General features: G+C 60.6%; 5 protein-coding genes. 4 read left to right on the top strand and 1 reads right to left on the bottom strand.

Translation table 11 applies throughout. From position 1 onward, the window contains the following. Positions 1–37: 37 nt before the first annotated feature. Complete coding sequence (locus tag DJ564_RS08785) at positions 38–2,707, top strand: hypothetical protein (protein WP_109628517.1); 2,670 nt, start codon at positions 38–40, stop codon at positions 2,705–2,707. 408 nt (positions 2,708–3,115) lie between these two features. Next, a complete protein-coding gene (locus DJ564_RS08780) occupies positions 3,116–3,475 on the top strand; it encodes a DUF6124 family protein (RefSeq protein WP_109628516.1) in 360 nt (119 codons plus the stop codon). A gap of 376 nt (positions 3,476–3,851) precedes the next feature. Here the strand turns inward: DJ564_RS08780 and DJ564_RS08770 are convergent, their stop codons facing one another. Next, positions 3,852–11,030: a retention module-containing protein gene (locus DJ564_RS08770; RefSeq protein ID WP_109628515.1), complete on the bottom strand. Its 7,179-nt coding sequence runs from the start codon at positions 11,028–11,030 to the stop codon at positions 3,852–3,854. Positions 11,031–11,619: 589 nt separating this feature from the next. Here DJ564_RS08770 and DJ564_RS08765 point away from each other — a divergent pair. Next, positions 11,620–12,978, top strand: a complete 1,359-nt coding sequence (locus DJ564_RS08765) for a TolC family outer membrane protein (protein ID WP_109628514.1) — start codon at positions 11,620–11,622, stop codon at positions 12,976–12,978. 18 nt (positions 12,979–12,996) lie between these two features. Further along, on the top strand, positions 12,997–15,156 hold the full coding sequence (locus DJ564_RS08760; protein ID WP_109628513.1) for a type I secretion system permease/ATPase: 2,160 nt from the start codon (positions 12,997–12,999) through the stop codon (positions 15,154–15,156). The last annotated feature ends 2 nt before the right edge of the window (positions 15,157–15,158 follow it).

Raw genomic sequence — 15,158 nt, 5'->3', positions numbered from 1 at the left:
TCGGGAAACCGGGCGCCTCTCTGGAAGGTACGCAATCATGAACAGCCCCATGACAAACGCTGGCTCCACGTCCAACGGACAAGTCCGTGTCTTCCCGCCCGAACCCGGCATCGGCGTGCTGGCGGTCGCACCGCCCTACCCGCCTGGTTACAAACCACAGAGCGACGGTGCTTTGGGGGTCAACATCAACATGGTGCACGGTGATCGTGACGGATTGCTGGTCTACATCCTGGCCTACCTGAACATGGCCGTCGGCGATTACATCAGGGTGTACATCGAAACAAAAAACGCTTCCGTCGCTGAATTTTCCGTCACCGATGCCCACTTCGATACCGAAGGCAACGCGAAAAACATTCCTTTCAATATTTCCGCCAAAGACATGGAAGCCAGGTTTCCGCCTCTCCAGGCCAACAACCTGCCCCTCTGGCACGAGGTTACGCGCGTGAGCGGAAACGGCACCGAAGACTCGCCACCCGTTGAGCTGTTTTACAAGTACCCGCCGCCGGGCGAAGCGGACACGGACGGGGGCAAGCCGTTCAACCAGGGCCTGAAGTTGCCCGTCGCCTCGCAAAGCATCATCGATCAGACCGTGATCGACGAAGGCATGTTCGTGACCGTGTTGGCGTACTTCAACCAGTCCATTGGTGACTTGGTGGTGCTTGCCTTTGGACCTCTGCTCCTGGAAATCACCGTCACCGCGTTGGGTGACATTGTCTTTGAACTGACACCGCAAATGCTCGCCAGCCTGGCGCCCACCAACAGTCTGGTAGTGCGCTGGGAAGTGTTTGATGTGGTGGAAAACAGCAGCCGCTGGTCAGATGTGCTCATTCTCACGACCAAACCCGGCACGGTGTTGCTGATCGCGCCGATTTTTAAACAGGCCGATCCGGACAATGTGGTGAATCACGATGAGCTCGCGGGCGGTGCCATGGTGATACAGGTTACCGGTGTATTTGCAAAAGATGATCTGATCGAGCTGACCCTGGAAGGGCTCACCAGAGGTGGCGACACAGCTACCCACACCTTCAGCGAAACACTGAATGCCGCGACCAGATCACTGGACTTCTTGGCACTCAACGAGTGGGTCCGCAACCTGATCGGAGGTTCGGCGCGAGCGTCCTACGAACTGACCAGAGCGGGCAAGACCCGGTTCTCGAAACCCGCCGATGTCACTGTCAGCGGCTCATCCCTGCCCTTTGGCTTGCCGATTGTCGATCCGCTGGTAGACAACACGCTACCGGTCGAAACCGCCACGGCCACGGTGCAGGTCGCCAAATACTGGCCATTGAAAATAGGTGCGATTGTCAAACTCAACTGGCAAATCACTGATCAGGACGGGATTAAAACCCTGTTCATTTTTCAATTGATCGTCACCGACCCGACACAGCCCGTCATCTTCCAGGTGCCCGCCAAATACATCGCCCCCTACGCCAACACCCCGTTGACCGTGCAATGCACGGTGACTAATCCGGGAGAGGTGGAGGTGTTTTCCAATTTGCTGCAATTGATGTTTGGCGAGGAAGTGATCGGTGAATTGCTGCCGCCCTTTGTGGTGCCTCCAGCGACCCACGACATTGATGTGTTGGACTCTCTCGACGGAATCACCGTCAGGGTGGAATACCTGTCCGCGAAGACCAATGATAAGGCGCTGTTTATAGACGCAAATCCAATGCCGGACGAAAAGCCGTTTCCCGTGCAGATGATCAATCAAAACAAGCGGGCCAATCTCAAATTGAGTTTTGCGTATCTGTTGGCCCAAATGGGTAGCGAAACCATCTTGTATTGGCAATTGATTCGTGACGGGAAGTCCGTGGGGGAATCGCTGCCGTTGACGCTGAATATTCGCCAGATCGTCGACGGTGATGTTCGATTGGGAGCCCCCATCATCGATCAAGCTGACAGTGCCGGGGTAGTGGATATCAATGAGTTTGAAGGTGACGGCACCGTCTCGTGCAAGACCTGGCCATTTCGGGGCGGGCGTTATCTTTACGATATGAGTGTCTTTGGTACAGGGGCCGATGGGAGTGAGCATGTTATTGAGCTGGTCACCAAAGGTTCCCTGACACCGGACGAGGAAAGCAACGGGTTCCGCAGAACACTGCCTCTGGCACAACTGTTATTGCTTCAGGACGGCTCATCTCTTCATGTCGAAATAAAAGCCCATTTCAAAGGGAAAGCTTCCATAACGATCATATTCCCGATCTCCAGGAAATACAGCATCAGGAACAAACGTCCTGTCTTGTCGGAAAACTTCGATCATTGCCCTACGCAACTTATCGCACCCGGTGGGAGTATCGTGCTGGACAGCATGACCATTACGTTCCCAGCAGGGAACGGCTATTTGGGGATCACTCCATTAGCCAACGTCATCACGGGTCCTTATCCCCAACTACCGGATTATAGTTACGGGCAGGTTCTGGAGATGCATTGGCAGGCAAGTGGCACTGCGCAACACATGCACATCCAATTCAACTGGAATTATTCCTATGTCAGTTTTCAGTGCCGATTTGCTCAATTCAATGACCTTTCGGTTTACTTTTTCGACGAGGCAGGAAAAACCCTCCACCACATGTATCTCGCTAACAACTTTAATCCACAGCTAGTTACATATTCGACACCCGGCCATAACTACATCCGGAGCATCGAAATCAGGACCCCCAGAATGGATCTCATAGTGTGCGATTACTTCAAATTCGCGCGCGCATAAGTTGGCCGGGAGCGACGAAAAGGGACTCTCTATTTTCGCTTGAGCAGAAAATAAACAGCGATGTTTAAAAGACATCTCCAGATACTCACTCAGGCTAGACATCCTTGTGTCGTTGCCTACGACTGCGCCAGAATCCGCCGGCTTGTGTGCCTTGGACCGGGTCTCTATTGTTTCCGGGTCGCTGACAATTCAGCGATCGGGTTTAGCAGCTCGGAATATCAAGGCACGTCAGTGTCGCCCCTGATCAGCCGACAGTGTTTTTCGTCAGCTGGTCTGCATTATGGCGGCTTGCGTGGGGCACTTCGGTGCGCTGGGTTCCTTGATGCCTGGTCTGCTAACCCGCGTACAGCCGCCACCCACTTCGTTTAGCAGCGATGGATGACGGCTCCACTCATCAAGGAGCTTCAAATGCCAAAGATCACACCCAACCCACCCGAAACCGACGACGTTTCCCCGTACGAAACCCCCGACTCCAAAAAACTAAACGAAGCCGCCGACCGCGCCCTCGACTACTACCTCAAACCGGTCATTCCCAATGACACCCCGCGTAAACCCAGCACCATCTACTCCATCGCCCCCGACACCAATGACGAAACACTATCGGTCAACGCCTGCGAAACCCTGGCGTCGGCGAGTGTGATGCTGAGTAATTTTGCGGGATTGATGGAGGGGTCGCATCGCAATACGGTGCTGGGGATTCAGCAGGTGGTGATGCTGGGGGAGTTGGCGGTGAATCGGATGCTGGATAATTTCGTTCCACAGGGTTAGCGAAGACCCTGCGACGAACCTTGACCTGTGGCGAGGGAGCTTGCTCCCGCTCGGCTGCGCAGCAGCCGCCCTCCCGGCATAGGCGGTCTACCTGAAAATCTGCGGTGAATGGTTTTGGGGCTGCTTCGCAACCCAGCGGGAGCAAGCTCCCTCGCCACAAAAGCCATTCAGGCTATGAGTTCTGTGGTGGTCTTTTGGGCCTCTTCGCGGGCAAGCCCGCTCCCACAGTGATCTGGGTTGTTCGCCGGTTTTGTGTTCACTGAAGACTGAATGTGGGAATGGGCTTGCTCGCGATGGCGATCTCACAGGCAACGAAAAACCCGCCATTCCTTTATCGGGAATGGCGGGTTTTTCGTTTCAGAGGTCAGCCTTCAGGTCACACGGTGTCCACCTTCAACGAATGGTCATTCAACATGCCGTTAATGATCGTCGCCGTGTCATGCCCGCCCGCAACCACCCCGCCCGCTCCCGGTGTGACGCCGTAGTGGCTGGCCAGGTTGACGCCGGCCAGGTCGATGGTCTGGTTCGGTGCCGCGCCGGCCATGGCGCTGACGTCGATGCTGGTGAGGACCGAGGCGCCGCTGCCGACGACTTTGAAGTGCAGGTAGTCATCCAGCGAAGCCGCCGTGCCGTTTTCGCCTTGCAGCAGTTGTGACAGGTCGAGTTTGTCGGTGCCCGGGGTGAAGTCGGTGACGACATCGTGGCCGCTGTTGCCTTTGAGCCACTGGAAGGTGTCGGCCCCTGCCCCGCCGGTGAGGGTGTTGTTGCCCAGACCGCCAATCAGGAAGTCGTCGCCGCCGCCACCCTTGAGGATGTCGTCGCCCAAACCGCCGGTAATGACGTTGCTCAGGTTGTCGCCCGTGAGCGAGTCATTGAAGTTGGAACCGGTAAGGTTTTCGATGGCTGTCAAGGTATCGGTGCCGGCGCCGCCGGTGTTTTGCCCGGTGGCCACGCTCAGGTCGACCGTGACCCCGGCGGTGGCGTGGGCGTAGCTCACGGTGTCGGTGCCGGTGCCACCGTCGAGCAGGTCGTTGCCGGCGCCGCTGAACAGCAAGTCATTGCCAGCGCCGCCATGCAGCTCATTGTTGCCGGAACCGGCGGTGAGCACATCGTTGCCGTCACCGGCATTGAGGACGTTATTGCCAGTGCCCGCCACCAACACATCGTCGCCTGCGGTGCCGGTGAGGGTGTGGCCTTCCTGGTAGCTGATGGTCACCGCTGCGCCGTCGCTGCCGCCATGGTTGTCGTTGGCGGTGTAGGTGCCGTGGGCGTCCGGGGCGATGTCGTGGCCACCGGAGTAATTGAGGGTCATGGTCAGTTGGTAGTATTCCGCGTTGTTCACGCCGCTGCCGCTGGTGTTGGTGATGTTGGTGACGTGGATCTGATAGGTCCCGTCCGCCGCCGCGGTGAGGGTTTGCCCATCCGCGAGAGCGATCCACGCACCGCCGTTGAGCGAGTACTCCATGGCGATGTGACCGCCCGCCAGGTTGTGGTCCAGGTTGAGGGTTTCGCCCTGTTTGAGGTTGACGGTAATCCGGTCCTCATCGTTGGCGTTGCCGGTGGTGACCCCGCCCAGATAACCACTGACCACCAGCACCGCCGTCATGGTCGCCGCGTTCGCCGTAAAGGCGCTGCGCACGTTCGCCAGGACCTGGTTAGAGGTGTTGTTGCCGGTCGAGGAGAAGCTGATCGCCCCGGTGCCGGTGAAGTCGGCGCCTTTGGAAATCCAGCCGGTGTTGAAGTTGGTGGGAGACGCCGTCAGCGGATCGCCATTGGCATCGGTGTCGTTGGCCAGCAGCAACTCGCCCGGCACCACGATGTTGCCCGAGAGCACGTTGGTGATGATGTGGTCATCGACCGCCACCGGCGCCGCGTTCGGAATGACTTTGACCGTCAGCGTCGAGCTGGCCAGGTCGCCGTCGTTGTCGCTGGCGGTGAAACCGATGTTTTCAGTGATCACCACCGACGTGGTTTTTTGCGAGGTGTAGGTGTACTCGCCGGTGTCGAGGTTCACCACCAGGGTGCCGCCATTATTGGTGGCGATACTGATGCTGTTGTTCACCGTGTTGAACGTGCCGTGGTTGGCGCCGCCACTGAAGTTCAGCGCGCCCTGATTGCTGTTGCCTTTCGGGTCGTAGGTGTACGTGGTGCCGTCGACCACGAGGGTTTTGATGAAGCCACCATCGGCGCCGAATGTTCCGCCCTCCAGCAAGGTGCCCGTGACTGGCGCCCCCATCACCGTGCCCGAGAGCACCGAGTTGAGTTGGTTGAGATCGGTCACCACAACAGCGTTGGTGTTGGTGTGGGTGTTGCCGTCATAAGCCAGCGGATCGAGGTAGGCGTTGCTCACGCCACTGCCCAGGCCGATCGCGTAGTTCTTGATGCTGTTGGCGTCGAGGAAGGCTTTGAGCGCGGCTTCGTCTGCGCTGCCGATGTTGCCTTCATTGGGTTTGCCGTCGGAGAAGAAGTAGCCGACGTTCTGCGCCCCGGTCAGTTTGCCCGAGGTGTTGAACGCGGTTTGCATCGTCGCGACTGCCGCGTCGTAGTTGGTGCCACCGCCGGCAGTCAGGCCGGAGATGATCGACTTGGCGGTCGCTACATCAACCCAGATCGATGTCTTGTCGGTGGCATTGCTGCTGAAGGTGACGATCTGCACTTTCACATCGCCAAGGTCGTCGTACTTGTCGAGCAAGGCACTGATCGCCTGCTTGGCCAGCGCCAACCGCGACAGCCCGGGTACGCCGGAGGGGTCGACCATGCTGCCGGAGACGTCGATCACCAACAGCAGATTGGAATCGATCTCGACCGCGGCCACCGAACGATCGGCGGCAACCGCCTTGGGCACGTCATCGACGATGCTCACCACGATGGTGCTGGTGGTGCTGTTGCCCAGTGCATCCGTAGCTTTGTAGGTGAAGCTTTCGCTCAGGGTGTTCGGGCCGTCGTTGGCGTTCGGCGAGGTTTTCGGCGCCGAGGTCAGGGTGTAGGTGTAGGTGCCGTTGGGGTTGAGCAGCATTTGCCCGTACGTCCCGGTGGCGCTGCCGACCAGGGTGTAGGTGATGGCGCCACTCGCGCCGGTGACGGAGCCGACCAGGGTGCCGGTGGCCGTTTCGCCGGTGTTGCCTGGCTCGCTGCCGGTGACGGTGCCGGCAGCCAGGTCCTGCCCGTCCCTGGTCAGGTCCAGCGCTTTCTCGTAGACGGTGACATCGGTGTCGCTGACCGCTTTGATGCAGCTGTTGTAGACGTCGATAGTGATGGTGGTGGTGCTTTCATCGCCGTCGGCATCGCGCACGGTGTAAGTGAACGTGTCCGTGGCGCCCGCTCCGCTCACGGCGTTGGGATTGCTGTGATAGACCGCGTTGCCGTTGGCATCCAGCGTCAGGTAACCGTAGGTGCCGTTGATGTTCGAGCCCAGGCCGCCGATGGCCGAGGACGACGTGTCCGAGCCTGCGCGCACGCCGACCACAGCCCCACCGGCTGCCGCGCCGTCGGCGCCTTTGATGTCGTTGTCCAGCACGTTGCCGCTGACCGTGCCGCCTTCGACCACGCTCGCCATGTCCGCTTTGGCGGTCGGCAAATCATCGACGATGTTGACGTTGATCTGACCCGTCGCAGTGCTGCCGTCGGTGTCCGTCGCCACCACATTGAAGTTCTCGGTGATGCCGTTGGCGCCGTTGGCATTCGGATGGGTTTCGTTGTCCGCCAGGGTGTAGCTGTAGCTGACCACGCCGGTCGCTGGGTTGTAACCGGTGATGGTCAGCGTGCTGCCGAGCGGTGTGACCACCGATTGCGGGAAGCCTGCCGCCACGCCGCCGGTGACCAGCGCGATGCCGCCGACGGTCAGGGTTTGCAGTCCGTCCTGCGCGGTCACGGTGAAGGTGCCGCTCTGAGTCAGGGCTGGCGCGTTCGGGGTGGTCCCGTCGCTGAGGTTTTTTTCGTAGACGGTCAGTTCGCCGCCGTACACATCGAGGCCGTTGAGGGTCACCGGATCGTTGTTGTTCTGGATGTTCAGCACCAGGTTGGCGGTGCTGGTATCGCCGTCGGCATCGGTAATGGTGTAGGCGAAGGTTTCGGTGCCCGTGCCGCCGCCGTGCAGGTTTTTGAAGTCGGCATCGTTGGTGTTCAGCGTGTAGGTGTACGTGCCGTTGGCGTTCAGGACGAGTGTGCCGTAAGTCCCGGTGAAGGTGCCTGGAGTCACAGGCCCGGCATTTGGCCCGGTGGCGACGAGGTCCGCGCCCTGGACGTCGTTGGTCAGGACGTTGCCGTTGAGTGTCAGGGCGGTTTCCGACGCCTTGACGGCGTTACTGTCGTTGAAGGCTTTTGGCACGTCATCGACAATCTTCACCACGATGGTGCTGGTGGTGCTGTTGCCCAGCGAGTCGGTGGCCTGATAGGTGAAGCTCTCGGTCAGGGTGTTCGCGCCGTCGTTGACATGCGGCGTGGTGGTCGCAGGCGATGTCAGGGTGTAGGTGTACGTGCCGTTGGGGTTGAGCTGGAGCTGGCCATAGTTGCCCGTGGCGCTGCCCACCAGCGTGTAAGTAATCGCGCCGACCGCACCGGTGACGGAGCCGACCAGCGTGCCCTTGGCGGTTTCGCCGGTGCTGGTCGGATCGCTGCCGATGACCGTGCCGGCCGCCAGGTCTTGCCCGTCCTGGGTCAGGTCGAGGGCTTTTTCGTAGACGGTCACGTCGGTATCGGTGGAGGCGACGATGCTGCTGTTGGACACGTCGATGGTGATGGTGGTGGTGCTTTCGTCACCATCGGCATCACGCACGGTGTAGGTGAACACGTCGATCGCACCCGGGCCGTTCACCGCGTTGGGATTGCTGTGGTAGGTCGCGTTGCCGTTGGCATCCAGCGTCAGGTAACCGTAGGTGCCGTTGATGTTCGTGCCCAAGCCACCAATGGCCGAAGTCGAGGTGTCGCTGCCTGCGCGCACGCCAACCACGGCGCCGCTGAGCGCCGGGCCGTCGGCACCGCCGATGTCGTTATCCAGCACGTTGCCCGAGATCGTCGCGCCCTCATCCACCGAGGCGAAATCGGGGTGCGCAGTGGGCAGGTCGTCGACGATGTTGACGTTGATCTGGCCCGACGCGGTGCTGCCGTCGGTGTCCGTCGCCACCACGTTGAAGTTCTCGGTGAGGCTGTTGGCGCCGTCGGCGGTCGGATGCGCTTCGTTATCGGCCAAGGTGTAGCTGTAGCTGATCACGCCGGTCGCCGGGTTGTAGCCGGTGATGGTCAGCGTGCTGCCGAGCGGTGTGACAATCGATTGCGGGAAACCTGCGGCCACGCCACCGGTCACCACGTTGATCCCGCCCACGGTCAGGGTTTGCAGACCATCGAGCGCCGTCACGGTGAAGGTGCCGCTCTGGGTCAGGGCTGGCGTGTTCGGGCTGGTGCCGTCGCTGAGGTTTTTCTCGTAGATGGTGAGTTCGCCGCCATTGACGTTGAGGCCGTCAATGGTCACCGGGTCATCGTTATTGTGGATTTCCAGCACCAGGGTCGCGGTGCTGATATCGCCGTCGGCATCGGTGAGGGTGTAGGTGAAATTCTCGGTGCCGTTGCCACCGCCGTGCAGGGCTTTGAAATCCGCATCGCTGGTGTTGAGGGTGTAGGTGTACGTGCCGTTGGCGTTCAGCACCAGGGTGCCGTAAGTCCCGACGAACGTGCCGGGGGTGATCGGGCCGGCATTCTCGCCGACGGTCACGCGGTCGGCGCCTTGCGAATCATTGGTCAGCACGTTGCCGTTGAGGGTCAGCAAGGTTTCCGATGCGGTGCCGGCGTTGCTGTCATCGACCGCTTGGGGCAGGTCGTCGACGATGTTGACGTCGAGATTGCCGTTGGCGGTAGTCCCGTTGTCGTCGACCACGGTCACGGCGAATTGCTCGGAGATGCCGTTGGCGCCATTCGCCGTCGGATGCGCTTCGTTATCGGCCAGGGTGTAGCTGTAACTGACCACGCCGGTGGCGCTGTCGAACCCGGTGATGGTCAACGTGCTGCCGAGCGGCGTGACGATCGATTGCGGGAAGCCTGCGGAGACGCCGCCGACCACCACGTTGATGCCGCCGACGCTGAGGGTTTGCACACCGTCGAGGGCGGTGATGGTGAAGGTGCCGCTCTGGGTCAGCGCTGGTGCATCGGGGCTGGTGCCGTCGCTGAGGTTTTTCTCGTAGACGACCAGTTCGCCGCCTTCGACGTTGAGGCCGCCAATCGTGACCGGGTCATCGTTGTTGTGGATCTCCAGCACCAGGTTGGCGGTGCTGGTGTCGCCATCGGCATCCGTCAGGGTGTAGGTGAAGGTTTCGGTGCCGCTGCCACCACCGTGCAGCGCTTTGAAATCGGCATCGCTGGTGTTCAGCGTGTAGGTGTAACTGCCGTTGGGATTGAGCACCAGGGTGCCGTATGTCCCGGTGAAGGTGCCGCCGATGATCGGCCCGCTGTTGGGGCCGGTGGGAATGCGGTCAGCGCCTTGCGAGTCGTTGGGCAGCACGCTGCCGGTCAAGGTCAGCAGGGTTTCCGAAGCGGTGCTGGCGTTGGTGTCGTCGACCGCCTTGGGCACGTCGTCGGTGATGTTCACGTCCAGCGTGCCGGTGGCGGTGTCGCCATTGGAATCATTAGCGACCACGGTGAACTGTTCGCTGAGGGTGTTGGCCCCTTCGCCAGCCGAATGGGTGTCGTTGCCGACCAGGGTGTAGCTGTAACTCACCACGCCAGTGGTCGGGTTGTAACCGGTGATTGTCAGGGTGTTGCCCAGTTGCGTGGTGATCGACTGCGGGAAGCCTGCGGCCACGCCGCCAGTGATCACGTTGATCCCGCCGATGCTCAGGCTGGTCAGCCCGTCGGGCGCGGACACGGTGAAGGTGCCGTTCTGGATCAGCGCGCCCGGATTGCTGGCAGAACCGTCGGCGAGGTTGGCTTCGTTGAGGGTCAGTTCGCCCCCCGCGACCGACAGGCCCGCGAGGGTAACCGGGTTGTTCGGCAAGACGCCTGTGCCCCCTGAACCGGCACCGCCGTCGCCGCCGTCGCCGTTGTCGCCGTTGTCCGGGTCACCGGCCAGACGTTCCAGCGGAAATTCGGGAATGCCGTTGAAGCCTGCGGTGGGGAAGCCAATGACGGGATCGACCCGCCCGCCCACTTCTTCGAGCATGACGAAACTGTGGCCGCCGCCCGCAGCCCCACCGGGTGCGCCGGTCGGAGCAGGTCCGGCCGCCGTGGCTTCAGCCGTTTGAGTCGGGTCATCGCCGGCTGCGATAGCTTTTTGCAGTTGCTCGACATCGGTCAGTTGCGCCTGAGTCGGCGTTACCGCTTCAGCGGTATCCACATGGGGCGCCTGATGCGCCAGTAACTGGGAAGTCATTTGCAGGCTGCTGCCGCGCCCGAGGGTCAGCTCCTGGCCATTTTGCAAACGCACGGCCACCGCGCCTTCGGCCCCGGTGATCAATTGGTCGCCGGCGAACAATCGATCGCCCTCGACCAGCGCACGTCGTGTGCCGCCGCTCGTTTCCGCGAACACCTGACCAATGACTTTACTGACGATACCGATGAGCGTTGCCATGTGCATTTCCTCCGCTGCCAACCGCTGTCGGCACCCTGTTTGTGCGAAGAACGTGCTCATGGTTGAAGCAGGTTGCCTGGCGGATCGTCCGCGGGTGCGTTTACCTGAGTAAGCCGCTGCCCCGGCGATCGTCTCACCAAGCGTGCCGCTCGTGGGCAAGGTGTCCGTTTTTGGCAAAACCCCAATGCAATCAACCACCTTGGGGATCCAATCGCCGACACATTGCCCATCGAGCGATGCGTAACGATTTTGAACCTGTTGAGTGACAAAAAAATGTCGCCTCAAAACCGTTTCGCGTCCCTCCCCTCCAGCACTTCTCCGCCCTATGTCGATAAGTGGATGGAACTTTCCTCAAACCCTCGAATACTCTCTAGAGCTCCTGAATCAAGGGCTTTCAGAGTGAACAATGTGCTGGATTTTGCAGAGCGCATAAGTTTTTTTTGGAATAAACCCTATGAAAAAAATTTCTTAGCTACGCTCTAGAATGTTCTTAGCTACGTTGTTACAAGCATGAAACGGTTTTGCCTATAAATGTCGTCAAATATTTGGCGACTGATAAAGAACCATCAGGAATCAGGGAGATGTACCCATGCGCGTTTTAACCCCCCTTTGCAGCGCAATTCTGTTGGCCATGGCCTGCACATCCCAGGCCCAGGCCATGTCGTTGACCGAGGCGATCCAGAGCACCATCGCAACTCACCCCGAACTGGCGTCGCGGGTGGACAGCCGTCTCTCGGCCGATGAGCAAGTGAAAGTCGCCAAAGGGGGCTTTTATCCATCCGTGGACCTGAACGCCGCCTACGGGCGCGGGTACAGCGATAACACCAACACCCGGGCGTTCGGCAATCACAACACCGAAATCCTCACCTACACCCAATCCGAGCTGCGCCTGCGGCAGATGCTGTTCGACGGTTTCAACACCGCGAACGAAGTCGAACGCACCAAAGGCGTGGTCAACTCCCGGGCCTATTACGCCCAAGGCACCGCTCAGGATTTGGCATTGCGCACCACCGAGGTCTATCTCGAAGTGCTCAAGCGCCGCGAACTGGTGACCCTGGCCACGAACAACCTGCAGGCTCACTTGCGGGTCAACGACCAGATCGGCCTGCGCACCCAGCGTGGTGTCGGCAGCAACGCCGACTCCGACCAATCCGGCGCGCGCCGGGCACTGGCGCAAAACAACCTCGACACCGCCGAGGTCGATCTGGCGGATGCCGAGTCGAATTTCTACGCCGTCACCGGGCGCATGCCCGATGAACTCGAAGCACCGCCGTCGATCCGCGGCGAACTGCCCGCCACCCTGCCGGAAGCCCAGCAGAGCATGGTGGAAAACAACCCGTACTTGAAATCCGCCCAGGCTGACGTGCAATCGGCCGAGAGCCAGTACGAAGTCTCCAAGTCGCCGTTCTACCCGCGTTTCGATGCCGAAGCGGCGGTGGGCGCGAACAACAACGTGCAAGGCGATGAAGGCCACGACAACGAATGGCGCGTGGGCGTGGTGATGAACTACAACCTGTTCCGCGGCGGCAGCGACAAGGCGCGCCTGCAGTCCAATGCGCATCAGATCAACCAGGCGATGGACATCCGCAACAACGCCCTGCGTCAACTCAACGAGAACATCCACCTGGCCTGGAACGCCATGGTCAACGCCAAGAAGCAGACCCCGACTGCCCGCGAATACGCGGATACCAGCCGACGTGTGCGCGTGGCGTATCAGGATCAGTTCGGCCTTGGCCAACGCACCCTGCTCGACTTGCTCGATAGTGAAAACGAGCTCTACAACGCCAATCGCCGCTACACCGAAGTGCGCTACACCGAGGAATACTCGATGTACCGCGTGCTGGCGAACATGGGCCAGTTGTTGAGCAAACAGCGGGTGGTATTGCCTGCCGACGCAATTGCCTCCACCGAAGTGAAAAACGAAGCTCGTTTGCCTGAACTGAAGTAGGCCTGTGGAGAGATCAATTTGACCAGCATGGAACCCGGCAACATCGGTGTCGATCCGCGCCTGAGCTTCGATGACCCGCTTCTGGACGGTCTGTTGATCCTCTGCAAACTCCACGGCGCGACGGTCAGTCGCGCCAGCCTGAGTGCCGGGCTGCCCCTGAACAAGCAGCGCTTGAGCCTGGACTTGCTGCCGCGTGCAGCCGCCCGGGCCAGCTTGCAGGCGCGGGTGCTGCGCCGTGAACTGGCTGACATTTCCGCGCTCAACCTGCCCGTGATGCTGATCCTCAACAACGGCCGCACCGCCATCTTGCGACGCTTCGGCGATGACGGCCGGTTGCTGATTCTACCCAGCGAAGCGGACGGCGGTGAACAATGGGTCGGCCGCGAAGAGCTGGCCGAAAACTACAGTGGCCAGGCGCTATTCGCCCGGCCACGCCATGAACTCGAAGACCTGCGCTCGCCGCTGGTGCCGCGCGTGGAAGCGTGGTTTCGCGACACCTTGAAGCTGTCGAAATGGCTGTACAGCGATGCGATTCTGGCGAGTTTCCTGATCAACCTCTTGGGGTTGATGGTGCCGCTGTTCGTGATGCAAACCTACGACCGCGTGGTGCCTAACCAGGCCACCTCGACCTTGTGGGTGCTGTCGATCGGCTTGCTGATCGGCACCGGTTTCGAACTGGTGCTGCGGGTAGTGCGCGCGCACTTACTGGACACCGCCGGGAAGAAAACCGATGTGATTCTTTCCGCGACCTTGTTCGAACGCATCACCGGCATGGCAATGAAGGCGCGGCCGGCGACCATCGGCGGTTTCGCCCAGAGCATTCATGACTTCCAGGGCCTGCGCGAATTCCTCACCGCCGTAACGCTGACGAGCCTGATCGACCTGCCCTTTGCCGTGCTGATGCTGGTGGTGATCGGCCTGCTCGGCGGCTGGCTGGTGGTGATCCCGTTGCTCGCCTTTCCGATTACGATCATTTTCGCCATGGTGATCCAGGTGCGCCTGCGCGACACCGTGCAGAAAAGCCTGAGCCTCGGCGCCGAGCGCCAGGCCCTGCTGATTGAAACCCTCGGCGGCCTGGAAACCCTGAAAGCATGCAGCGCCGAAAGCGAACGCCAGCACAAATGGGAAAGCACCCACGGCGCCCTCACCCGCCTCGACAGCCATGCGCGCAACCTCTCGGCGCTGGCCACCAACGGCACGCTGTTCATCCAGCAGTTCTCCGGCATGGCGACCATCGTCGCCGGGGTCTACAGCATTATCGCCGGCAACCTCAGCGTCGGTGCGCTGGTGGCGACCTACATGCTCGGCAGCCGCGTGCTCGCCCCCTTGGGGCAAATCGCCGGTTTGATCACCCGCTACCAGCAAGCGCAACTGACCATGAAAAGCACCGATGCGCTGATGTCCTTGCCGCAAGAACGCGACGCCAACCAGCGGCCGCTGGAGCGTACGCAGCTGCAAGGCGCGATGGATGTCAGCGGCGTGACCTTCCACTACAACGGCCAGAACGCCCCAGCCCTGGCCAACGTCAGTTTCAGCGTCAAACCCGGCGAACGGATCGGCATCATTGGCCGCAGCGGTTCTGGCAAAAGCACCCTGGCGCGCTTGGTGATGGGGTTCTATGCGCCAGAAGAAGGCCAACTCTTGCTCGATGGACTGGACCTGCGGCAACTCGATGTCGCCGACCTGCGCCAGCAAATCGGCTACGTCGCCCATGACCTGCCATTGCTGGCCGGCAGCCTGCGCGACAACCTGACCCTCGGTGCGCGTTACATCAGCGATTCACGGATGCTCGAAGTCGCCGAACTGACCGGCGTCACCGAGCTGGCGCGTCAGCATCCGCAAGGGTTTGACCGGCCCGTGGGCGAACGCGGGCAGTTGCTGTCCGGCGGTCAACGCCAGGCCGTGCTGCTGGCCCGGGCCTTGTTGCTGGATCCACCGATCATGCTGCTCGACGAACCCACCAGCGCCATGGACAACAGCAGCGAAGACGTTTTGCGGCAAAAACTCCACGGTTGGGTACAGGGCAAGACCTTACTGCTGGTGACCCACCGCACCTCGATGCTCAGTCTGGTGGATCGGCTGTTGGTGCTGGACAACGGGCGGATCGTTGCCGACGGTCCGAAAGAAGCGGTCATCGATGCACTGCGCAAGGGCCGTGTCGGCTCTGCGGCTGTCTAGGA

The organism is Pseudomonas sp. 31-12, from assembly GCF_003151075.1.
In the GTDB taxonomy this organism is placed as follows: domain Bacteria; phylum Pseudomonadota; class Gammaproteobacteria; order Pseudomonadales; family Pseudomonadaceae; genus Aquipseudomonas.
Note: the sequence above shows the minus strand (reverse complement) of the source record. Positions and strands in the feature narration are given on the sequence as shown.

What these genes read in the sequence shown, in the direction of transcription:
- DJ564_RS08785 (WP_109628517.1), top strand. Translation starts at nt 38, where the DNA reads ATGAACAGCCCCATGACAAACGCTGGCTCCACGTCCAACGGACAAGTC.
- DJ564_RS08780 (WP_109628516.1), top strand. Translation starts at nt 3,116, where the DNA reads ATGCCAAAGATCACACCCAACCCACCCGAAACCGACGACGTTTCCCCG.
- DJ564_RS08770 (WP_109628515.1), bottom strand. Translation starts at nt 11,030, where the DNA reads ATGGCAACGCTCATCGGTATCGTCAGTAAAGTCATTGGTCAGGTGTTC.
- DJ564_RS08765 (WP_109628514.1), top strand. Translation starts at nt 11,620, where the DNA reads ATGCGCGTTTTAACCCCCCTTTGCAGCGCAATTCTGTTGGCCATGGCC.